The sequence below is a fragment of the Acidovorax sp. sif1233 genome (genome assembly GCF_019218755.1).
In the GTDB taxonomy this organism is placed as follows: domain Bacteria; phylum Pseudomonadota; class Gammaproteobacteria; order Burkholderiales; family Burkholderiaceae_C; genus Acidovorax.
The window spans coordinates 125,492-145,502 of record NZ_JAHUWZ010000006.1; the positions used below are offsets into that span (position 1 = coordinate 125,492).

23 protein-coding genes and 1 tRNA gene are annotated in these 20,011 nt (G+C 67.5%); 12 read left to right on the forward strand and 12 right to left on the reverse strand.

Going from position 1 to position 20,011, the window contains the following annotated elements; genetic code table 11:
* Positions 1–15 precede the first annotated feature (15 nt).
* From rpsM to KW843_RS19610, 7 genes are all read left to right on the forward strand, one after another.
* On the forward strand, positions 16–381 hold the full coding sequence (rpsM, locus tag KW843_RS19580; protein ID WP_008906516.1) for a 30S ribosomal protein S13: 366 nt from the start codon (positions 16–18) through the stop codon (positions 379–381).
* Positions 382–399: 18 nt separating this feature from the next.
* The gene (rpsK, locus tag KW843_RS19585) at positions 400–804 is read left to right on the forward strand and encodes a 30S ribosomal protein S11 (RefSeq protein ID WP_005793662.1); all 405 of its coding nucleotides are present in this window, start codon (positions 400–402) and stop codon (positions 802–804) included.
* 92 nt (positions 805–896) lie between these two features.
* Positions 897–1,520, forward strand: a complete 624-nt coding sequence (gene rpsD / locus KW843_RS19590) for a 30S ribosomal protein S4 (RefSeq protein ID WP_218296832.1) — start codon at positions 897–899, stop codon at positions 1,518–1,520.
* 112 nt (positions 1,521–1,632) lie between these two features.
* Positions 1,633–2,625, forward strand: a complete 993-nt coding sequence (rpoA, locus tag KW843_RS19595; protein WP_008906514.1) for a DNA-directed RNA polymerase subunit alpha — start codon at positions 1,633–1,635, stop codon at positions 2,623–2,625.
* A 122-nt stretch (positions 2,626–2,747) separates the two neighbouring features.
* Positions 2,748–3,140: a 50S ribosomal protein L17 gene (gene rplQ, locus KW843_RS19600; RefSeq protein WP_008906513.1), complete on the forward strand. Its 393-nt coding sequence runs from the start codon at positions 2,748–2,750 to the stop codon at positions 3,138–3,140.
* A 22-nt stretch (positions 3,141–3,162) separates the two neighbouring features.
* A tRNA-Met gene (locus tag KW843_RS19605) sits at positions 3,163–3,239 on the forward strand.
* Positions 3,240–3,362: 123 nt separating this feature from the next.
* Positions 3,363–4,007: a LysE family translocator gene (locus tag KW843_RS19610; RefSeq protein WP_218296833.1), complete on the forward strand. Its 645-nt coding sequence runs from the start codon at positions 3,363–3,365 to the stop codon at positions 4,005–4,007.
* Positions 4,008–4,161: 154 nt separating this feature from the next.
* Here the strand turns inward: KW843_RS19610 and KW843_RS19615 are convergent, their stop codons facing one another.
* The 8 genes from KW843_RS19615 to KW843_RS19650 form a co-directional block, all read right to left on the reverse strand.
* Entirely contained in the window at positions 4,162–5,631 is a 1,470-nt protein-coding gene (locus tag KW843_RS19615) for an amidohydrolase family protein (protein ID WP_218296834.1), read from the reverse strand.
* Positions 5,631–6,599, reverse strand: coding sequence for a MurR/RpiR family transcriptional regulator (locus tag KW843_RS19620; RefSeq protein ID WP_218296835.1), 969 nt, complete (start codon positions 6,597–6,599; stop codon positions 5,631–5,633). Before KW843_RS19620 ends, KW843_RS19615 begins: the two co-directional genes overlap by 1 nt.
* Positions 6,600–6,614: 15 nt before the next feature.
* Positions 6,615–7,904: an amino acid deaminase gene (locus KW843_RS19625; RefSeq protein ID WP_218296836.1), complete on the reverse strand. Its 1,290-nt coding sequence runs from the start codon at positions 7,902–7,904 to the stop codon at positions 6,615–6,617.
* Between the two features lie 42 nt (positions 7,905–7,946).
* A complete protein-coding gene (locus KW843_RS19630; RefSeq protein WP_218296837.1) occupies positions 7,947–8,939 on the reverse strand; it encodes an ABC transporter ATP-binding protein in 993 nt (330 codons plus the stop codon).
* Complete coding sequence (locus KW843_RS19635; protein ID WP_007849591.1) at positions 8,936–9,988, reverse strand: ABC transporter ATP-binding protein; 1,053 nt, start codon at positions 9,986–9,988, stop codon at positions 8,936–8,938. Before KW843_RS19635 ends, KW843_RS19630 begins: the two co-directional genes overlap by 4 nt.
* Positions 9,989–10,049: 61 nt before the next feature.
* Positions 10,050–10,919 (reverse strand): ABC transporter permease, encoded by an 870-nt coding sequence (locus KW843_RS19640; RefSeq protein WP_218296838.1) that lies wholly within the window; start codon positions 10,917–10,919, stop codon positions 10,050–10,052.
* Position 10,920: 1 nt separating this feature from the next.
* On the reverse strand, positions 10,921–11,868 hold the full coding sequence (locus KW843_RS19645) for an ABC transporter permease (RefSeq protein ID WP_218296839.1): 948 nt from the start codon (positions 11,866–11,868) through the stop codon (positions 10,921–10,923).
* 27 nt (positions 11,869–11,895) lie between these two features.
* Positions 11,896–13,494, reverse strand: coding sequence for an ABC transporter substrate-binding protein (locus KW843_RS19650; RefSeq protein ID WP_218296840.1), 1,599 nt, complete (start codon positions 13,492–13,494; stop codon positions 11,896–11,898).
* 111 nt (positions 13,495–13,605) lie between these two features.
* Here KW843_RS19650 and KW843_RS19655 point away from each other — a divergent pair, with 111 nt between their 5' ends.
* Positions 13,606–13,998: a RidA family protein gene (locus tag KW843_RS19655; RefSeq protein ID WP_007849612.1), complete on the forward strand. Its 393-nt coding sequence runs from the start codon at positions 13,606–13,608 to the stop codon at positions 13,996–13,998.
* Positions 13,991–14,941: a sugar kinase gene (locus KW843_RS19660; RefSeq protein WP_218296841.1), complete on the forward strand. Its 951-nt coding sequence runs from the start codon at positions 13,991–13,993 to the stop codon at positions 14,939–14,941. The genes KW843_RS19655 and KW843_RS19660 overlap by 8 nt, the downstream gene beginning before the upstream one ends.
* Before the next feature lie 161 nt (positions 14,942–15,102).
* Here KW843_RS19660 and nhaR read toward each other — a convergent pair whose 3' ends face one another.
* Positions 15,103–15,999, reverse strand: coding sequence for a transcriptional activator NhaR (gene nhaR / locus KW843_RS19665; RefSeq protein WP_218296842.1), 897 nt, complete (start codon positions 15,997–15,999; stop codon positions 15,103–15,105).
* 157 nt (positions 16,000–16,156) lie between these two features.
* Between nhaR and KW843_RS19670 the strand changes: the two genes are divergently transcribed.
* Entirely contained in the window at positions 16,157–16,702 is a 546-nt protein-coding gene (locus KW843_RS19670) for an Rrf2 family transcriptional regulator (RefSeq protein WP_218296843.1), read from the forward strand.
* Positions 16,703–16,744: 42 nt separating this feature from the next.
* Here KW843_RS19670 and KW843_RS19675 read toward each other — a convergent pair whose 3' ends face one another.
* On the reverse strand, positions 16,745–17,338 hold the full coding sequence (locus KW843_RS19675) for a MarC family protein (RefSeq protein WP_218296844.1): 594 nt from the start codon (positions 17,336–17,338) through the stop codon (positions 16,745–16,747).
* Positions 17,335–17,748 carry a VOC family protein gene (locus KW843_RS19680; protein ID WP_218296845.1) on the reverse strand — a complete coding sequence of 138 codons (414 nt, stop codon included), beginning with the start codon at positions 17,746–17,748 and terminating at the stop codon, positions 17,335–17,337. The genes KW843_RS19675 and KW843_RS19680 overlap by 4 nt, the downstream gene beginning before the upstream one ends.
* A gap of 113 nt (positions 17,749–17,861) precedes the next feature.
* Between KW843_RS19680 and KW843_RS19685 the strand changes: the two genes are divergently transcribed.
* On the forward strand, positions 17,862–18,671 hold the full coding sequence (locus tag KW843_RS19685; protein ID WP_218296846.1) for an enoyl-CoA hydratase/isomerase family protein: 810 nt from the start codon (positions 17,862–17,864) through the stop codon (positions 18,669–18,671).
* A gap of 133 nt (positions 18,672–18,804) precedes the next feature.
* Here KW843_RS19685 and KW843_RS19690 read toward each other — a convergent pair whose 3' ends face one another.
* The gene (locus tag KW843_RS19690; RefSeq protein WP_218296847.1) at positions 18,805–19,443 is read right to left on the reverse strand and encodes a glutathione S-transferase; all 639 of its coding nucleotides are present in this window, start codon (positions 19,441–19,443) and stop codon (positions 18,805–18,807) included.
* A gap of 123 nt (positions 19,444–19,566) precedes the next feature.
* On the opposite strand from KW843_RS19690, the gene KW843_RS19695 reads away from it, so the two are divergent.
* A complete protein-coding gene (locus tag KW843_RS19695; RefSeq protein WP_218296848.1) occupies positions 19,567–19,968 on the forward strand; it encodes a DUF2946 family protein in 402 nt (133 codons plus the stop codon).
* The last annotated feature ends 43 nt before the right edge of the window (positions 19,969–20,011 follow it).

A 20,011-nucleotide genomic window follows, 5' to 3' on the forward strand; every position in this document is an offset into this window, starting at 1 on the left:
TATTAGAGGACGCATATGGCACGTATCGCTGGCATTAACATTCCGCCGCACAAGCACGCGGAAATCGGTTTGACCGCCATTTTTGGCATTGGTCGCACCCGCGCTCGCAAGATCTGCGAAGCAACTGGTATCGCTTACTCCAAGAAGATCAAGGATCTGACGGATGGTGATCTGGAAAAAATTCGCGAGCAAATCGAGCAGTTCACCATTGAAGGTGACCTGCGCCGCGAAACCACGATGAACATCAAGCGCTTGATGGACATCGGCTGCTATCGTGGCTTCCGCCATCGCCGCGGTCTGCCAATGCGTGGTCAGCGCACCCGTACCAATGCACGCACTCGCAAGGGTCCGCGCAAGGGTGCAGCTGCACTGAAGAAATAAAGAGATTGAAAGATCATCATGGCTAAGTCTCCTGCCAATAACGCAGCTCAGCGCGTTCGCAAGAAGGTCCGGAAGAATGTTTCGGACGGCATTGCACACGTGCACGCCTCGTTCAACAACACCATCATCACGATCACCGATCGCCAGGGCAATGCCCTGTCGTGGGCATCGTCCGGTGGCCAAGGTTTCAAGGGCTCGCGCAAGTCCACTCCCTTCGCGGCCCAAGTGGCTTCGGAAGTGGCTGGCCGCGCTGCCATCGACCAAGGCATCAAGAACCTTGACGTTGAAATCAAGGGTCCTGGCCCAGGGCGTGAATCCTCGGTGCGTGCTCTGGGCGCCCTGGGCATTCGCATCACGTCCATCTCCGATGTGACCCCCGTGCCTCACAACGGCTGCCGCCCTCAAAAGCGCCGTCGTATCTAATCTCTCTCTAAGCCCACCGCCGCCTGTGAACGCGCAAGCGCCTCAGGCGGCTCCCGCAATGGTTTGCGGTAGATGACACAAAGGAAGCTCAAGTGGCACGTTACCTCGGCCCCAAGGCCAAACTCTCCCGCCGTGAAGGCACGGACCTGTTCCTCAAGAGCGCACGTCGCTCGATTGCCGACAAGTCCAAGTTCGACTCCAAGCCAGGCCAGCACGGCCGCACCTCCGGTGCCCGCACGTCCGACTACGGCCTGCAACTGCGTGAAAAGCAGAAGGTCAAGCGCATGTACGGCGTGCTGGAAAAGCAGTTCCGCCGCTACTTCGAAGCCGCCGAAGGCAAGAAGGGCAATACCGGCGCCAACCTGCTGTTCCTGCTGGAATCCCGTCTCGACAACGTGGTGTACCGCATGGGCTTCGGCTCGACCCGCGCCGAAGCGCGCCAGCTGGTCTCGCACAAGGCGATCACGGTGAACGGCAAGTCCGTGAACATCGCGTCCTACCTCGTGAAGACGGGCGATGTGGTGGCCGTGCGTGAAAAGTCCAAGAAGCAGAACCGCATTGTTGAAGCCCTGCAATTGGCTGCCCAGGTCGGCATGCCTGCGTGGGTGGAAGTGAACGCCGAGAAGGCCGAAGGCATCTTCAAGAAGGTGCCGGACCGTGATGAGTTTGGCGCCGACATCAACGAATCCCTGATCGTTGAGTTGTACTCGCGCTAATCGCTCGGTACATATTTCAAGAAAACCGTCCCTGAACCGCGAGGCATCGCGGTTTAGGCGCTTCACCAGCCTTACCGGTGTAACGAGCTGGGGGTATTGAGAGGAAGTCTGAATGCAAACCAATTTGCTGAAACCCAAGGCGATCAATGTCGAGCAGCTTGGCCACAACCGTGCCAAGGTCGCGCTGGAGCCGTTCGAGCGTGGGTACGGCCACACGCTGGGTAACGCCATTCGGCGTGTCCTGCTCTCGTCCATGGTGGGTTACGCAGCGACGGAAGTCACCATTGCAGGCGTTCTGCATGAGTACTCGTCCATTGACGGCGTTCAGGAAGATGTGGTCAACATCCTGTTGAACCTCAAGGGCGTGGTGTTCAAGCTCCACAACCGTGATGAAGTCACGCTGAGCCTGCGCAAGGATGGCGAAGGTGTGGTTACCGCACGCGATATCCAGACCCCTCACGACGTGGAAATCGTCAACCCTGACCACGTGATCGCGAATCTGTCGGCCGGCGGCAAGCTGGACATGCAGATCAAGGTCGAGAAGGGCCGTGGCTACGTGCCCGGCAGCCTGCGCCGCTATGCCGACGAGTCGACCAAGTCGATTGGCCGGATCGTGCTGGATGCATCGTTCTCCCCTGTGAAGCGCGTGAGCTACACGGTGGAAAGCGCCCGCGTGGAGCAGCGTACCGACCTGGACAAGCTGGTTGTCGAGATCGAGACCAATGGTGCCATCACTGCCGAAGACGCAGTGCGCGCGTCGGCCAAGATCCTGGTGGAACAGCTGGCGGTGTTCGCGCAGCTGGAAGGTGGCGAGCTGGCTGCGTTCGACGCACCGGCAGGCCCGCGCGGCAATGCCACGTTCGATCCGATCCTGCTGCGTCCTGTGGACGAGCTGGAACTGACCGTGCGTTCCGCCAACTGCCTGAAGGCCGAGAACATCTACTACATCGGTGACCTGATCCAGCGCACCGAGAACGAGCTGCTCAAGACGCCTAACCTGGGTCGCAAGTCGCTCAACGAAATCAAGGAAGTGCTCGCATCGCGTGGTCTCACGTTGGGCATGAAGCTTGAGAACTGGCCACCAGCCGGTCTGGACAAGCGTTAAGTTATAATTCTGGGTTCCCCGAATCGCGGGAACCCGGTTTTTGGTTCCCTTGGATGGGAACAGTGCCTCGGGCAGTACCTTACACGGCTGCCTGATTTAATTTTAAATAAGGAAAAAGCACCATGCGTCACGGTCACGGCCTCCGCAAACTCAACCGCACCAGCTCGCACCGCCTTGCGATGCTGCAGAACATGATGAACTCGCTCATCGAGCATGAAGTCATCAAGACCACCGTCCCCAAGGCCAAGGAACTGCGCCGCGTGATCGAACCCATGATCACCCTGGCCAAGGAAGACTCCGTTGCCAACCGCCGCCTGGCCTTCAACCGCCTGCGCGACCGTGACAGCGTGACCAAGCTGTTCAACGACCTGGGCCCCCGCTTCAAGGTGCGTCCTGGTGGCTACACCCGCATCCTCAAGATGGGTTTCCGTGTGGGCGACAATGCACCCATGGCCCTGGTTGAATTGGTGGATCGTGCTGCAGAAACCGAGAATAATTCGGCAGCAGCTGAATAATAGGGTATAATTTATTTCTTACCGCGCGATGGAGCAGTCTGGTAGCTCGTTGGGCTCATAACCCAAAGGTCGGAGGTTCAAATCCTTCTCGCGCAACCAATATGTAGCGGTCTCCGCTCACAGCAAACGCCCACTTGACCGTGGGCGTTTTTGTTTGTGCCCTGCCATTGCAGTGAGCGGCTTTCCTCTTTGGTGGGGTGTGCATTCCAGGAGGCCTCTTCCATGGACGCAGGTTTTCTGTCCCCGGCCCTGCTGGTGGCGCTCATGGCCTATACCGTTGGTGTTGCAAGCCCTGGCCCCAGCAATCTGGCGATCATGGCGGCCGCCATGTCGCATGGACGGAGGCGTGCCATGGCCCTGGCTGCCGGGGTGGTCCTCGGCTCGGTGTTTTGGGGTGTGGCCGCTGCACTGGGCATGTCGGCACTCATGCGCAGCTATTCATGGTCCTTGCTCGTCCTAAAGGTGCTGGGCGGCATCTACATGCTCTGGCTGGCCTGGAAGGCGGCGCATGCCGCATTCACGCCGAATGCCCTGCACGAGGCCTCCGACACCACGGGCGGCGACCACCGCCAGGCTTTTCGGCGCGGCCTGGCGATGCACATGACCAACCCCAAGGCCGTCTTTGTGTGGCTTTCCATCGTCGCTCTCGGCGTGCCCGCCGGCGCCGGACGCAGCCATGCCCTGGCGGTCGTGGCGTGTTGCGCCGGCATCGGAGCTTGTATCTTCATGGGCTATGCCCTGGCATTTTCGACACCGTTGGCACGTGCGGCATACGCCCGCATCCATCGCGCATTCAATGCGCTGCTGGCTGGAGTCTTCGTGTACGCAGGCATCCGGCTGCTGCTGACCCGCTCAGCCGTGAGCTGACGGATCACCGTGCCAGCAGGCAAGTCCGCCCAGACGGCGAAACTCCTGGGTCTTGGTGCCACAGCTGCACGCGGTTGACGGCAGGCTCGGCAGGAGAAGATGGAATTCCTGGGGGCATGGATGATGATCCAGGCCCCGCAGGCAAATCGCCCCTTCAGGCCGGTAGTGCCTGACGCCGGATGAACCGCCCGGCCCGCGCGCCCGTGGCACGACCAGCCGCGGTGTAGCTCAGCACGCCGTTGACCCAAACCTGTTCGATCCCCTCGCTGAACTGCACGGGTTGTTCGTAGCTCGCGGTATCGCGCACGCGCGCCGGGTCGAACACCACGATATCGGCCATGCAGCCGGCTTCCAGCCGCCCGCGCTCGCCGATGCGAAAACGCTGGGCCGACAGGCCGGTCATCTTGTGGATGGCTTCCTCCAGGCGCAGCAGGCCCTTCTCGCGCCAGTAGCAGGCCAGCACACGCGGGAAGGCGCCCCACAGGCGGGGGTGCGGCCGCTCGTCATGGGGCAGGCCGTCCGAGCCGATCATGGACAAGGGGTGGGCAATCACGCGCTCCACATCGTCCTCGCGCATCTGGAAGTAGCAGGCACCGCCGGGCTGCAGCCGGTCGCAGGCCGCCTGCTCGGTCGTGTCCCATTCCCGCGCGATGTCCTTGAGGTAGCGGCCCACCATTTCCGGGTGTGGCTGGCTGCCGGTGATCAGGATGTCGATCACACCGTCGACCAGGTCGGTGCGCAGCACCGTCGAACCCGCGGTGTAGGGGTACACGTCCAGGCTGATGGGCTGGCCCTTTGCGAGGGACTCGATCAGCGGCAGCGTCTCGCGCGTGCGGCCCCAGTTCGAGGCGCCGGCGCACTTGTGGTGCGACAGCACCAGCGGCAGCCCGGCATGGCGCGCCGTGAGCGCCGCCTCCTGCAGCGCCGGGAGGATGCCGGCGAGTTCGTCGCGGATGTGGGTGGCGTACACGCCGCCATTGCGCGCAGCCACGCTGGCCAGTTCGGTCAGCTCGGTGAGGTCGGCCGCGTAGGCTTCCTTGTAGAACACGCCCGATGACAGGCCCAGCGCGCCCGCGTCCATGGCCTCCTGCATGTCGACCGCCATGGCGGCGCGCTCGCTGGCCGTGGCCGCACGGCCCAGCTCGGGCAGGTGGCGCATGCGCAGGGCCGTGTGGCCCAGCAGCGCGGCCACGTTCACCCCGGGCCGCGCGGCATCCACGGCGCGCGCATAGTCGGCCATGCGCGCGTGGCGGAACTGGTGCTGGCCCAGCAGCGACAGCGGTGCGGCCGGTGCGGCCGTCACCATGGGCGACAGCGAGATGCCGCAGTTGCCCACGATCACCGTGGTCACGCCCTGCGACAGCTTGGGCAGCATGTCGGGCGCATCCAGCGCCGCCGCATCGTCGTGCGTGTGCACGTCGATGAAGCCCGGTGCGATCACGCGGTCCGTGCAGTCCACGGTGCTGACGGCCAGGCCTGACAGCAGCGCCGGGTCGATCGTGCCCGTTGGCGCCAGTGCCACGATGCGCTCCCCGGCCATCAGCAGGTCGCCCGTCCAGCCGGGGCGGTCCGTGCCGTCGATGATCGTTCCGTTCCTCAGCAGGGTCGCTTGCGTTGCTGCCATCAGTGTTCTTTCTTGCCCGGCTTGTTGTGCATGGCCGGTCCATGGTCCATGGCGCCGGCATACTCGGCGCTGTCGAATCCGTGCTTGTGCAGCAGGGCCTTGAATTGCTGCAGGCCCCGCGTGGCTACCGGCCCCAGCTGCTGCGCCAGGCGCACCATCAGGATCTCGATCACCACCAGGTGGGCCAGGTAGGCCTCAGTGCCCACGCGCATCACCGCGTCCTGCGGCACCGACACCGCCAGCACCAGGTCGGCGGTTTCGGCCAGTGGCGTGCCCGGCTGGGTGAGGGCCACCACGGTGGCCCCTTGCGAGCGCGCGAACTTGGCCGCCTCCACCGTGTAGGGCATGCGCCCCACGTGCGAGATGACGAAGGCTACGCCCTCTGGCCCCAGCGTGCTGGCCGAGACCAGTTGCTGGTGCGCGTCGAAGATCGCGTTGGCCGTGAGGCCCAGTCGGAACAGCCGGCTCTGCAGCTCGCTGGCCGTGAAGGTCGACGCCGCACCCACCGAGTAGCAGTCGATGCGCCGCGCCTTGGCGAGTTTGGCGGCCACCTGGTCGATCACGTCCACGTCGATGCGCCGGCCCAGCTCGGTCAGCGAGGAGACGGCCGCATGGATGATCTTGCTGGAGACGTCCTGCGCCGTGTCCTCGGCCAGCACGCTGCGGTGCAGGTAGGAGCCCGAGACCGCGAGGTCCTGCGCCAGCGCCAGCATGAACTCGCGCACCGAGTCGTAGCCGAAGCTGCGGCAGGTGCGCACGATGGTCGGCATGGACACGCCCGCCTGCTGCGCCAACTGCTCCACCGTGGCCGCCACGGCAGCGCGCGGGTCTTCGAGCACGGCACGCACCACGCTGCGCTGCGCATCGGGCAGGCTGTCCTGGCGCTCGCGCAGTTGCTGCAGCAGGCCCGGCGTGGGGCTGGGCGGCTGGGTGGAGGACGAGGGCGAAGGAGGCAGGCTGCTGTTCATGCGCTTCTCCGCGTCTCAGAACCGGGTGCTGATGGCACCCGTGATGGCGCCATCGTCTTCCACCAGCGGCATCCAGCGCCACTTGTCGAAGGTGGTGCAGGGGTGCGAGATGCCCAGCGCCACGCGGTCGCCCACGCGGGGCGCACCGGCGTCGCCGGCTGCGGCATCGAAGCGCAGGTAGGCATGCTGGTCGTTCAACGCGCTCACGCTCCAGCCTGCAGGGGCGGCTGCTGCCGAGCGCTCGCCGCGCCGCGCCAGCTGCACCGGGATGGGCATCTCCAGGTCGTAGGAGATGTCGCGGCGCCCGCAGGTCAGCAGGGCCAGGCCCGGCTCCGGTACCGACTGCACCATGGCCCAGACCGTGAGGGCCGGGCGCAGCGAGGTATCGAGCCCTTCGCGCTGCTCCACGTTCTTGAGGAAGCGCGCGTAGTTGCCATGGTCGTGCGTCACATAGCAGCCCGAGCGCAGCACGCCCTCCACGGGGCGCGACAGGCCCCGGGCCTGCAGCAGCGGCACCACCAGGTCGAACACGGCCGAGCCGCCCGCGGTGAGCAGGATGCGGTCCTGTGCGAACAGGTGCCCTGCATCGCAGGCGCGTGCCACCTCCATCACGCGGCGCACCAGGGCCGTCACCTCGCGGGCGTCGTGCTCGTTGTCGCAGCGCGCCACGCCGCCCTCATAGCATTCGATGCCATCGAACTGCACGGCCTTCGACGCCGCCAGCGCACGCGCCAGGGCCAGTGCCTCGTCCAGCGTGCGGCAGCCGGTGCGCTGGCCGGGGATGCCCATCTCCAGCAGCACGTTGAACACACGGGCACTGCCGCGGCGCTGCTTCCAGTCCTCCACCAGTGCGAGCTGCGCCAGCGAGTCGACAAGGAACCACACCGTGAGATCGGCGTGACGGGCCAGCAGTGCATCGAGCGCATCCAGGTCGGCATCGCAGACCACCTGGTTGGCGATGATGACGCGGCGCGCACCGGCTTGCACCCCCACCGCGACCTGGAAGGCGGTGGCGAAGGTCAGGCCCCAGGCACCGCCCGCCAGCTGCTGGGCAAAGAGCTGGGGCGACATGGTGGTCTTGCCGTGCGGCGCCAGGGCGATGCCCTTGCGCTTGGCGAAATCCTGCATCCAGGCCAGGTTGTGCGCCAGCGCCGTGCGGCTGAGCACTGCCAGCGGGAAGGCCAGGTCGTCGGCCAGCACATTCCAGCCGCGTGCGGCGATCTCGCTGGCGCGGCAGGGCGCCGCCGCGATGGGAAAGCTCTTGCTGGTGGCGTCCAGGGTGAAGTCAGTGGTGGTGTTCGTCATGTCGTCTCGTCATGTTGGAGGGACGCAGCGGGGCTGCGCCGGTCAGATGTCGTCGCGCCAGCAGGCCTTCCAGTGCTCGGTGCCCACGGGGCGCAGGGCCATGTCGGCGCTGGCGCATTCGGCCACCGCATGCGGGCAGCGCGTGCGGAACACGCAGCCCGAGGGCGGATGGGCGGGGCTGGGCAGGTCGCCCTGCAGCAGGGGGATGGTACGCCGCTGCGCCGGGTCGGGGATGGGGGCCGCGGCCAGCAGGGCGCGCGTGTAGGGATGGGCCGGTTGCGCATACAGCGCGCTGGTGGGAGCGATCTCCATCACGCGGCCCAGGTACAACACCACCACGCGGTCGCACAGGTACTCCACCACGTCCAGGTCGTGCGAGATGAACAGCAAGGTCAGGCCCAGCTGCTGCTTGAGGTCGCCCAGCAGGTTCACCACCTGCGCCTGGATCGACACGTCCAGCGCCGACAGCGGCTCGTCCGCCACGATGAAGTTCGGCTGCACTGCCAGCGCGCGCGCAATGCCGATGCGCTGGCGCTGCCCACCCGAGAACTCGTGCGGAAAGCGATCCGCATGCTCGGGCCTGAGGCCCACCTGGGTGAGCAGCTCATGGATGCGCGGCAGGCGTGCCGCACCGCGCGCCTGGCGGTGCGTGTCCAGCGCCTCGCCCAGCACCTCGCGGATGCGCATGCGCGGGTTCAGGCTGGCGTACGGGTCCTGGAAGATGATCTGGATCTTCGAGCGCAGCGGGCGGAACTGGCCCTGGCTCATCCCGGCCAGGTCCTGCCCGCCAGCGTCGCTGCCGTGGTACAGCATCTGGCCCGCCGTCGGGTCCACCAGGCGCGTCAGCAGGCGGCCGATGGTGCTCTTGCCCGAGCCCGACTCGCCCACCAGGCCCAGCGTCTCGCCGCGCCGGATGGCAAAGCTCACGTCGTCCACCGCGCGCACCGGGTGCGGGCCGCTGCCGAAGTACTTGCGCAGGCCGCGCACTTCGATGAGGTTATCGCCCGGGGTCGGGGCCATGGCCACGGCGTTCATGCGCTCACCTCCTGCTGCGCCTGCTCGCCCACACGGATGCAGCGCACCCGCCGGCCGGCCTCGGTGGCACTGCCGTCGGACAGGGCCGGCATGCGCGCATCGCAGGCCGCGATGCGGCGCTCGCAGCGCGGCGCAAAGGCGCAGCCCGGCGGCGGCGCGAGCGGGCTCGACACCTGGCCCGGTATGGCCACCAGGCGCGGGCGCTGCCCGGCCACCGCGACCGCATGGCGCCTGGCCACTCCGGGCAGGCAGGCCAGCAGGCCGCGCGTGTAGGGGTGCTCGGGCTGCGCGAACAGGTCGTGCACCGGGGCCGACTCGACGATGCGGCCGGCGTACATCACGGCCACCGCGTCGGCGTACTGCGCCACCACGCCCAGGTTGTGGGTCACGAACAGCATGCTCATGCCCGTCTCCTTCTGCAGCCGGCCCATGAGGGCCAGGATCTGCGCCTGGATGGTCACGTCCAGCGCAGTGGTCGGCTCGTCGGCGATCAGCAGCGTGGGGTTGCAGGCCATGGCCAGCGCAATCATCACGCGCTGGCGCATGCCGCCCGAGAGCTGGTGCGGGTACTCGTGCACGCGCTGCTTGGCGGCCGGTATCTCCACCAGCTCCAGCATGCGCTGGGCATGGGCCAAGGCAGCGCGGCGGTCGAGCTTGAGGTGCAGGCGCACCGATTCGGCGATCTGCTCGCCCACGGTCAGCACCGGGTTCAGGCTGGTCATGGGCTCCTGGAAGATCATCGCGATCTCGTTGCCGCGCAGCGCCCGGCGCTCGGCCTCGGGCAGGGCCAGCAGGTCCACGCGCCGGCCGTCGCGCCGGGTGAACCAGGCCTGGCCACTGACCTGGGCCTGCGAGGTCTTGGCGTGCAGGCCCATCAGCGTCAGGCTGGTGACGGACTTGCCCGAGCCCGACTCCCCGACCAGCGCCAGCGTCTGGCCCGGGTGGATGGCAAAGGACACGTCGGCCACGCTCTGGATGCGGCCGGCGTCGGTGGCGAACGATGTGGACAGGCCCTGCACTTCGAGCCGGGCAGCCGTGGGGGTGGTCATGGGGTGGGTGCCTTCGTAACGCGCTCGCCAGGGGCGGGCGCTTGCGTGGGTCGGTGAAAGCTCATGCGGCCTTCTTGAGCTTGGGGTCGAGCAGGTCGCGCACGCCGTCGCCCAGCATCTGCAGCGACAGGGCGGTGAACACGATGGCCAGGCCCGGGTAGAGAATCGTCCAGAACGCGCGGTCGGCCGATTCCAGGCTGCCCGCGATCATGGTGCCCCAGGTGGGGATGTCGGGCGGCACGCCCACGCCCAGGAAGGACAGGCCGGCCTCGGCCAGGATGGCATAGGCGAAGATGAAGGTCACCTGCACCAGGATGGGCGAGACCAGGTTGGGCAGGATGTGCTTGAGCAGGATGCGCGGCGTGCGCACGCCCAGGGCGCGCGCGGCGTCCACGAACAGCAGCTCGCGCAGCACCAGGGTGCTGGCCCGCACCACGCGCGCCACGCGCGGCGTGTAGACGATGACCAGCGCCAGCATCACGTTCCACAGCGAGGCGCCCAGGATGGACACCAGGGCGATGCCCAGCAGGATGTCGGGGAAGGACATCATCGCGTCCACCACGCGCATCAGCGGCGCGTCCAGCCGCCGAAAGAAGCCCGCGAACATGCCCAGCAGCGTGCCGAACAGCACCGCGCCCGCAGCCGTGAGCCCGCCGATCAACAGCGAATAGCGTGCGCCGTGCACGATGCGCAGCATCACGTCGCGCCCGAGCTCGTCGGTGCCGGCCCAGTGCGTGGCCGAGGGCGCGTTCAGGCGCTCGCTGATCGAGATGGCGTTGGGGTCGGCGTCCGACACCCAGGGGAACACCGTGGCCACCGCGACCACCAGGGCCAGCACGATGGCCGAGGCCAGCACCACCTTGCGTGCGAACAGGCGGCGTGCCAGTGGCAGCCAGTAGTCCTTGAGATTGCGAATCAGGCCTTGCACCATGTCATTGGCCCTCCAGCCGGATGCGTGGGTCGACCAGCGTGTACAGGAAGTCGATGGCCAGGTTGATGAATACATAGATGGCCGCGATGACCAGCAGCGTGCCCTGGATCACCGGGTAGTCGCGGCGCAGCACGGCACGCACCACCAGGTTGCCCACGCCAGGCAGGTTGAACACCGTCTCGGTCACCACCGTGCCGCCGATCATCAGCGCCAGCGTCAGGCCCAGCACCGTGACGATCGGCACCAGCGCATTGCGCAGCACGTGCTTGACCATCACCGTGCCCTCGGCCAGGCCCTTGGCGCGTGCCGTGCGCACGTAGTCCTCGCCCAGGATGTCGAGCATCGAGGCGCGCGTGAAGCGGATGATCAGTGCCGAGTTCAGCAGGCCCAGCACCAGCGCGGGTAACAGCAGGTGGGTCAATCGTTCCGCAAGCGGCGACTCCGGATTTCCATAGCCCGAGGCCGGGAACCAGCCGAGCTTGACCGCGAACAGCTGAATCAGGATCAGCCCGAGCCAGAAGCTGGGCACGCTGGCGCCCAGCATGGCCACGCCGCTCAGGGCCTGGTCACCGGGGCTGCCGCGCCAGATGGCGGCCGCCATGCCGCAGGGGATGCCGATCAGCGCCGCGATGCCCACCGCGAACAGGGCCAGGAACAGCGTGGGCTCGGCGCGCTCGAGCAGCGCCTGCGCCACCGGGCGCTGCAGAAAGATGGACTGGCCCAGGTTGCCCTGCAGCAGCTCGCCCACCCAGAGCACGAACTGCGTGGGCAGGGGCTTGTCCAGCCCGTACTGCACGCGCGCCGCGGCGATGTCCTCGGCCGTGGCCTGCTCGCCCAGCAGCAGCGCCACCGGGTCGCCCGAGGCCAGGCGCGTGAGCGCGAACACCAGCACCGCGACAAGGGCCAGCACCACCAGGGCGCCGCCCAGGCGGGTCATCAGAAAACGCATGGCAACGAACCTTCGTGCAGTGGGGGCTTACTTGGCTAGGCCCGTGTTCCAGAAGAACGGCCAGATCGCCGGCGTGTAGCCTTCCAGCTTGGCCGAGCGCGCCGAGAGGCCGTTGAACTTGCCGACCTCGATGAAGGGCACTTCGTCGTACACCACCTGCTGCACGGCACCCCACAGCGGGCCGCGCTTGGCGACATTGGTCTCCTGGTTGAAGGCCGTGAGCGTGGCCTTCTTGGCGGGCGAATCCCACCAGCCCGGCGCGCCGTCACCGAGCTGCGGCGGCGAGAGCATGGGCTCGGGGAACAGGCCCGAGTGCGTGAAGTACACGTCCCACAGCTTGGCATCGTTGCGCCGCTGCACCAGCGTGGCCCAGTCCACCACCTGCAGTTCGGTCTTGAAGCCGGCCTTCTTGAGCTGCTCGGCCATCACCAGCGCCATGTTGTAGTGGAACTCGTACTGCCGGCTGGCCATGATGCGCACCGGCTGGCCGTTGTAGCCGGCCTTGGCCGCCTGGTCCTTGGCGGCCTGCGGGTTGCGCTCGTTGTAGAGCTTGCTGCCCGCATCCGAGTAGTAGGGCGTGCCCTTGGGGAAGAAGTTGGGCTCCACCACGAAGAAGCGGTTGTCGCCAAAGCCCGCAGCCAGCAGCTCGCCCGAGCCCACGGCCGTCTGCACCGCGCGGCGCAGCGGTTGCGCGGCGAGCACGCCTTCCTTGGTGTTGAAGACGATGTAAGGGAAGCCGAAGTTCTTGGTCACGATGGGCACCACGGCCGGGGCACCCTTGTCGATGCGGCCGGCCGCTTCCACGGGCAGCAGGTCGGCGTACTGGAACTGGCCCGACAGGGCGCCCTCCACGCGGGTGTTGGCATTGGGCACGGGCACGAAGCGCAGCTCGTCGAGCAGGGCCTCGCGGCGGCCGGCGTAGCCGCTCGGGGCCTCCTTGCGGGCGCTGTAGGTGTCGTGGCGCACCAGCACCGTGAACTGGTCGGGGCGGCGTTCCTTGAACTTGTAGGGACCGGTGCCGACGAATTCCTTGAGCTGCGGCGCGATGCTCTCCTTGGCCATGATGGCAGCCATGCCGCTGGGCAGCGCCAGCTGGGCCAGCAGCGGCGCGTAAGGTGCCTTGAGCTTGAGCTCCACCGACAGCGGGCCCTTGGCGGTGAGCGAGGCCACCTCCTTGCCCACGGCCTTGCCACGCGGCGACAGTTCCATCCAGCGCTGCAGCGAGGCCACCACGTCGTCGGCATTCAGGTCGCGGCCGTTGTGCAGCTTCACTTCCTTGCGCAGGGCGATGGTGTAGGTCAGGCCGTCCTTGGACACGGAGGGCAGGCCCTCGGCCAGCATGGGCGCCACGGCCCAGTTCGCGTCGAAGGTGTACAGCGGCTCGTAGACGTGCTGCATGATGGTGCCGACCAGGTCGGCCGTGCTCACCATGGGGTCCAGCCCCTGGGGCTCGCCGACCATGGCCAGGTTGGCGGCACCCCCCTTGGCGGGGGCGGCCAGGGCGGGCTGGCCCGACCCCAGGGCCACGAGCACGGCAGCGCTTGCTGCCAGGCCCAGAACACTGCGCCTGGCGGCCTGGACAGGCGTTCCGGGCGTCAACCAATCACGGATGGATGAGGATTGCATCGTGGCTCCATAAGTAATAACATTACATTTTTGATCGTAGATGACTCGTTTGTGAAAGTCAAACGGGTTTTTTCCGACGATTTATGTAAATTCATTACACAAGGAGCTTGCATGAGCCATGTAGAACTGCTGGGCCAGTCCCCCATCGCATCCGACCGCCAGGCGCGTCCCCTGTCGCCCGCCACGCGCGCCGGCGACTTCGTCTTCGTCTCGGGCCAGGTGCCCACGGACGACCAGGGCCAGGTCATCGTCGGCGGCATCGAGGCCCAGACGCGCCAGGTGTTCCAGCGCGTCAAGGACGCCCTGGCCCTGGCCGACTGCACCCTGGCCGACGTGGCCAAGGTCAGCGTCTGGCTGGCCGATGCGCGCGACTTTGGCAGCTTCAACCGCGTCTACATGGAGTGCTTCGGCGAGCACCGGCCGGCCCGCTCCACGGTGGAGTCGCGCCTCATGATCGACGCCAAGGTCGAGATCGACGTGACCGCCTACAAGCCCCGTGCCTGAGCGTTCCACCACCTCCGTGGGAAAGACCTTCGACGTGGCCGCGCTGGGCGAGGCCATGGTCGAGTTCAACCAGGTCCACCCCGGCCAGCCGCAGTACCTGCGCGGCTTCGGCGGCGACACCAGCAATGCCGCCATTGCGGCGGCACGGGCCGGCGCGCGCGTGGCCTATCTCACGCGCATCGGGCAGGACAGTTTCGGCCAGGCGCTCACCGCGCTGTGGCGCGCCGAGGGCGTCGACACCCGCGCCGTGCAGAGCGACGGCGAGCACCCCACCGGCATCTACTTCGTCTCGCACGGGGCGGCCGGGCACGAGTTCAGCTACCAGCGCGCAGGGTCGGCCGCGAGCCGCATGGCGCCGCAGTGGCTGGCCGGCGAGCCCGCGGCCGTGCTGCGCGCCGCGCGCATCCTGCACCTCTCGGGTATTTCGCTGGCCATCTCGCCGCAGGCCTGCGACACCGCCTTCGAGGCCATGCGTCTGGCGCGCGAGGCCGGCACGCTGGTGTCCTTCGACTCCAACCTGCGCCTGAAGCTCTGGCCGCTGGCGCGCGCCCAGGCCTGCATCGCACAGGCCGTGTCGCTGTGCGACATCTTCCTGCCCAGCCTGGAGGACATGCAGGCCCTGACCGGTCTGTCCGATCCCGACGCCATCGTCGACTGGGGCCATGCGCGTGGCGCGGCCACCGTGGTGCTCAAGCTCGGTGCCGAAGGCGCACTGGCGAGCGACGGCCGGCGCAGGGAACGCATCGCAGGCCTGCGCGTCACGCCCGTGGACGCCACCGGTGCCGGCGACTGCTTCTGCGGCAACCTGCTGGCCCGCCTGGCCCAGGGTGACGACGTGTTCGCGGCGGCGCGCTATGCCAATGCCGCGGCCGCGCTGGCCGTGCAGGGCTATGGTGCTGTGGCACCGTTGCCGTACGCGCGCCAGGTGCAGGTGACGGCTTGATGTAAGGGGAGCGTGGCAATAGTCGCAGCCTCAGGAAACTGGCGCGACCTGGGCGAGTGCCCCCGCGCAAGGGCCGCCCCGCCGCGCAAGGGCCGCCCCGCCGCGCTGGGGGCGTCCCCCTCTGGGGGGAAGACGCGAAGCGGCTCAGGGGGGCTACCCCATTACGCTGCGAACAGGTCGGAGCGGGCGGCCTTGGTGATGGCCGCCACGCAGGGGTGGCTGATGCGCCGCTCCACCGAGATCGCGAAGAACTCCTCGACCAGCTCCGTGGAGCGCCCGATCACCTCGACCCCGAACTGGGCCTGGGTCTCCTCTTCCAGCACCGTGGGCGAGGTGAACACCCCGCGCCCCTCGCGCCCGAAGGCGTTCATCAGCGCGCTGTCGTCGAACTCTCCCACCAGGCGTGGCTGCAGCTGGTGCTTGTTGAACCAGTGATCGAGCTGCTGGCGCACCGAGGACATGGGCCCCTGGATCAGCATCGGCGCGCCATGCAGGCACCTGGGGAAAGGCCCTTGCAGCTGGCTGCGCAGGGCCGGTGCGCAGAAGAAGCTCATGGAGCTGGTGCCCAGGCCGTGGTTGAAGGCCTTGACGCCGATCTTCTTGGAGACCGGCTCGTCCGCCAGCACCAGGTCCAGCCGGTTCAGGCTCAGCTGCGCCACCAGCTCGGGGAACTTGCCCTCGTGGCAGGTCATGTGCACCTGCTCGGCCAGGCCCAGGGCAGGCTCCAGCAGGTGGTAGGCGACCGATTTGGCCACCGAATCCGCCACACCCACGCGGAACTCCAGCGGGCGCGACTGCCCGCGCGCCAGGCGGATGGACTTTTCCAGCTCGTCGCCCAGCGCGAAGATCTGCTCCGCATAGCCCAGCGCCACGCGGCCTTCGCTGGTCAGCTCCAGCCCCCGGCCGCGCTTCTTGAACAGGTCGTGGCCCAGCCATTCCTCGAGCTGCTTGATCTGGCCCGACAGCGTCTGCGGCGTGGTGTTGAGCTGCTCGCCGGCGCGCATGATGCCGCCCGCCTTGGCCGTGGTCCAGAAGTAGCGCAGGTGCTTGAAGTTCATGCCGTCTCCTTGATACTTCGTAAAAATCGAAGTAAAAATCTCGATAAATCGAATATACGCGAAGTGTCAAGATCCCTACAGTACGTTCATGGACAGATCGCGGAACGCCCCTTCGGGCACCGAACCCTGGCCATACACCGTTCACAAGGAGTCAAAGATGCGGATCACCACCAGAGGACAACTCGCAGTCTCGGCCATGACCGATCTGGCCCTGCGCCAGAAAATGCGGCCCGTGGCCCTGTCGACGATCAGCGCGCGCCAGGGCACCTCGCTGTCTTACCTGGAGCAGCTGTTCAGTGCGCTGCGGCGCGCCGGGCTCGTGGATAGCACGCGCGGCCCCGGAGGCGGCTATACCCTCGCACGCAACACGGACGAGATTTCCGTGGCCGAGATCATCCTGGCGGTCGAGAACCTGAAGGCCGATGACATCCAGAACATGGCGCCCGGCCAGGCCGCGCAGGTGAAGTCGATGACGGGTGAGCTGTGGTCCACCTTCAACGCCCGGGTGATGGAATACCTGCAGTCGGTCACCCTGCAGGACCTCGTTGCCCAGCAGCTGGAGAAGGGCGTGGTCCCGCAAGAGGCCGCGCCCGCGGCCCCGCGGCCCAAGCTGAGCGCCAAGCCCCGCCCCCTGATGGCGCGGGTCGGCGTGCCCAACTCGGTCTTTGCCCTCGGCACGATCCCGTTGCTGCAGCGCCGCTGAGGGGGCGGCGCTCCTGGTGCGCCCGGAGCTCCGCCGCCGTGGCTACAGCTGGTGGGCGAGCTGCTTGATGCCGCGAATGAGCATCTCCACGGAGATGGCCACCAGGATCAGCCCCATGAGGCGCTCGAAGGCCATGACCACGCGTTCGCCCAGCAGGCGCTGGATGCGCTCGGCCATCAGCAGCACGACCGCGCACACCGCCATGGTCACGCACAGCGCGCCCACCCATTCCAGCCGCCGCTCGGGCGCCTGGGCCACGAGCAGCATCACCGTGGCCATGGCCGACGGCCCCGCCAGCGCGGGGATGGCCAGCGGCACGATCAGGGGTTCTCCGGGCAGCTCGGTCTGCGGCCCGGTGTCCGGCGGGAAGATCATGCGCAGCGCGATCAGGAACAGCACGACCGCGCCCGCGAGCTGCAGCGACAGGTCGCTCAGGTTCATGACCTGCAGGAACTGGGCGCCGAAGAACAGGAACACCAGCAGCAGCGCGAATGCGATCAGCACCTCCCGCAGGATCACGCGGGCGCGGCGCTCGGGGGCCACGCCGCGCAGGGCATTGGCGAAGATGGGGATGTTGCCCAGCGGATCCGTGATCAGCAGGAGCAGGATGGTGGCGGACGCGAAGGTGTAGCTCACGCGGCGTACACCCCATCGAGCGACCGGAAACCCTTGATCTCGATCGGGTTGCCGCTCGGGTCGTGGAAGAACATGGTCCATTGCTCGCCGGGCTCGCCCTCGAAGCGCACCTGCGGCTCCAGCACGAAGGCCGTGCCTGCCGCCTTCAGCCGCGCGGCCAGCGCATGCCACTCGGGCAGCTCCAGGATGGCGCCGAAATGCGGCATGGGCACCATGTGGTTTCCCACGTGGCCGGTGGGGGCGCTGGCGAAAGGCGCTCCCAGGTGCAGGGAGATCTGGTGGCCAAAGAAGTCGAAGTCCACCCAGGTGTCGGTGCTTCGGCCCTCCTGGCACCCCAGCACGCCGCCGTAGAAGCGGCGCGCGGCGTCCAGGTCGGTGACGTGAAAGGCGAGGTGAAAGAGGCTGCGCATGCGCACAGGATAGCAGCGGGATTTGCGCCGCGCACGGGTTCCGGCGCCGCCGCCCCCGCGCCACAATGCCGCATCTTCCCCAACTGCACCGCGCTTGCCGCGCGCACACCGCCATGCCTGCTTCTTCCCCCGACTACCAGCGCTACGAGACGCTGAACATCACCCGCCGCGGCGCCGATGGCGCGGTGCTGGACATCCAGATGCGCGCGCTGAACGGCAAGCTGCCCACGGCGGGCCATGTGGGCCACCGCGAGCTGTGCGGGGTCTGGCGCGACGTGAGCGACGACGACAGCGTGCGCTGCGCCGTGCTGCGCGGCGAAGGCGCGGGCTTCTCGGGCGGGGGCGACCTGGCCATGGTGCAGGACATGACCGAGGATTTCGAGTTGCGCTGCCGCATCTGGAAGGAAGCGCGCGACCTGGTCTACAACATCGTGCACTGCGACAAGCCCATCGTCTCGGCCATCCACGGCCCGGCCGTGGGCGCGGGCCTGGTGGCGGGCCTGCTGGCCGACATCTCCATCGCGGCGCGTGGCGCGAAGATCGTGGACGGCCACACCCGCCTGGGCGTGGCGGCCGGCGACCACGCGGCCATCGTGTGGCCGCTGCTGTGCAGCATGGCCAAGGCCAAGTACTACCTGCTGCTGTGCGACCCGGTGAGCGGCGAGGAGGCCGAGCGCATCGGCCTCGTATCGCTGGCCGTGGACGAGGCCGAGCTGCTGCCGCGCGCCTACGAGGTGGCCGACCGGCTGGCGGCCGGCTCGCAGACCGCCATCCGCTGGACCAAGCATGCGCTCAACCAGTGGCTGCGCCAGGCGGGCCCGATGTTCGAAACCTCGCTGGCGCTCGAATTCATGGGCTTTGGCGGCCCCGACGCCCGCGAGGGCGTGGCGTCCCTGCGCGAGAAGCGCGCCCCCAAGTTCTGACCACCGGCTGCACGCGGCGCGCAGTGCCCGCGCCCCTCCGGTTCCGTCAGCACCAACATCCGCAGCCGCGTGAAACTGGTGCGTCCCCTTCCGGGGGAAGCCGCGCAGCGGCTCAGGGGGCTGCGCTCAAGCTTCACTTCCTCGCCAGCATGTCGGCGGTGTTCGTCTTGCGGTCGGCGTTCACGCGCTGCACGTGCGGGCGTTCGGCCATGCGCGCGAGGTAGTCGCGCACGGGCAGCGCGGCCAAGTAGTCGCGGCCATAGATGATCTTGGTGGCCGAGCTCACCAGTGGCAGGTGAACGATGGCCGCGCAATCGGCCATGGTGAACGTGTCGCCCGCCACGTAAGGGCTGAATTTCGCCAGCTGGCCGAACGCCGCGATGTTCTTCTCCAGCTGCGCGCCCACCTTGTCGCGGGCGGCCTCGCTCACGCTGCCGCCAAAGAAGGCCTGGGGGTACAGGTTGCGCGCCACCAGCTCCAGGTGCAGTTCCAGGAACGTGATCAGCTCGCGCACCTTGGCGGCCTGATAGGGGTCCGCGGGCAGCAGGGCGGGCTGGGGGTGGGCCATCTCGATGTAGTCGGCGATCACGGCCGATTCGCACAGTGGCCCGTGGGGGGTGCGCAGGTAGGGCACCTTGCCCAGCGGGCTGGCGCTGCGGTCGGTCTCGCCGACCCAGGCCAGCTCCTCGGTGAAGGGCAGGCCCTTTTCGAGCAGGGCGAGCTTGGCCTTGTTGTAGTAGTTGCTGGCGGAAAAGCCGCAGAGTGTGAGCATGGTGGAGTCTCCTTTGTAGTTGTGGATGACAGGCGCATGGTAGGCGGGCGCTCCTGCCGCGTCCGTCGCGCAGATGACCCTGATCAAGGCGGCCGGGGCCGGGCCACCTACAATCACCCTGCCATGCCTTCCTCCCTGCAAACCATCCGCGGCCTTCGCTGGCTCGCCCGCCTTGTGCTGGCGTGGTTTGTCCTGTCCATCGGCGTGGCCGTGGCCTCGCCCCTGGTCAACCCCCAGGCGATGGAACTGATCTGCTCGGGTTCGGGCGCGATCAAGCTGCTGGTCAAGACCGACGATGGCATGCAGGAGATGTCCAGCCACACGCTCGATTGCCCCCTGTGTGCGCATGTCGGCGCTCCGCCTCCCGTGTCCCAGGCCCGGCTGCCTGTGGTTCACCCCCTGGCGCACGCCCTGCGCCCCATCCCCGCCGCGCACATCGCTGCGCGCACCGCCGCGCCGCTGCCGCCGCGCGGGCCCCCGCTTTCTCCTGAAATTGCTATTTGTTTGATAGCTGTTCGCGCTTGATGAGTAAGCGCTGACGGCCTATTTGGCTTGAAATTCAGGAGTT

What these genes read in the sequence shown, in the direction of transcription:
- KW843_RS19670 (WP_218296843.1), top strand. Translation starts at nt 16,157, where the DNA reads ATGCGGATCACCACCAGAGGACAACTCGCAGTCTCGGCCATGACCGAT.
- KW843_RS19655 (WP_007849612.1), top strand. Translation starts at nt 13,606, where the DNA reads ATGAGCCATGTAGAACTGCTGGGCCAGTCCCCCATCGCATCCGACCGC.
- KW843_RS19620 (WP_218296835.1), bottom strand. Translation starts at nt 6,599, where the DNA reads ATGAACAGCAGCCTGCCTCCTTCGCCCTCGTCCTCCACCCAGCCGCCC.
- KW843_RS19610 (WP_218296833.1), top strand. Translation starts at nt 3,363, where the DNA reads ATGGACGCAGGTTTTCTGTCCCCGGCCCTGCTGGTGGCGCTCATGGCC.
- KW843_RS19635 (WP_007849591.1), bottom strand. Translation starts at nt 9,988, where the DNA reads ATGACCACCCCCACGGCTGCCCGGCTCGAAGTGCAGGGCCTGTCCACA.
- KW843_RS19690 (WP_218296847.1), bottom strand. Translation starts at nt 19,443, where the DNA reads ATGCTCACACTCTGCGGCTTTTCCGCCAGCAACTACTACAACAAGGCC.
- KW843_RS19650 (WP_218296840.1), bottom strand. Translation starts at nt 13,494, where the DNA reads ATGCAATCCTCATCCATCCGTGATTGGTTGACGCCCGGAACGCCTGTC.
- rpsM (WP_008906516.1), top strand. Translation starts at nt 16, where the DNA reads ATGGCACGTATCGCTGGCATTAACATTCCGCCGCACAAGCACGCGGAA.
- nhaR (WP_218296842.1), bottom strand. Translation starts at nt 15,999, where the DNA reads ATGAACTTCAAGCACCTGCGCTACTTCTGGACCACGGCCAAGGCGGGC.
- rpoA (WP_008906514.1), top strand. Translation starts at nt 1,633, where the DNA reads ATGCAAACCAATTTGCTGAAACCCAAGGCGATCAATGTCGAGCAGCTT.
- KW843_RS19685 (WP_218296846.1), top strand. Translation starts at nt 17,862, where the DNA reads ATGCCTGCTTCTTCCCCCGACTACCAGCGCTACGAGACGCTGAACATC.
- KW843_RS19680 (WP_218296845.1), bottom strand. Translation starts at nt 17,748, where the DNA reads ATGCGCAGCCTCTTTCACCTCGCCTTTCACGTCACCGACCTGGACGCC.
- KW843_RS19645 (WP_218296839.1), bottom strand. Translation starts at nt 11,868, where the DNA reads ATGCGTTTTCTGATGACCCGCCTGGGCGGCGCCCTGGTGGTGCTGGCC.
- rplQ (WP_008906513.1), top strand. Translation starts at nt 2,748, where the DNA reads ATGCGTCACGGTCACGGCCTCCGCAAACTCAACCGCACCAGCTCGCAC.
- rpsK (WP_005793662.1), top strand. Translation starts at nt 400, where the DNA reads ATGGCTAAGTCTCCTGCCAATAACGCAGCTCAGCGCGTTCGCAAGAAG.
- KW843_RS19625 (WP_218296836.1), bottom strand. Translation starts at nt 7,904, where the DNA reads ATGACGAACACCACCACTGACTTCACCCTGGACGCCACCAGCAAGAGC.
- KW843_RS19640 (WP_218296838.1), bottom strand. Translation starts at nt 10,919, where the DNA reads ATGGTGCAAGGCCTGATTCGCAATCTCAAGGACTACTGGCTGCCACTG.
- KW843_RS19630 (WP_218296837.1), bottom strand. Translation starts at nt 8,939, where the DNA reads ATGAACGCCGTGGCCATGGCCCCGACCCCGGGCGATAACCTCATCGAA.
- KW843_RS19615 (WP_218296834.1), bottom strand. Translation starts at nt 5,631, where the DNA reads ATGGCAGCAACGCAAGCGACCCTGCTGAGGAACGGAACGATCATCGAC.
- KW843_RS19695 (WP_218296848.1), top strand. Translation starts at nt 19,567, where the DNA reads ATGCCTTCCTCCCTGCAAACCATCCGCGGCCTTCGCTGGCTCGCCCGC.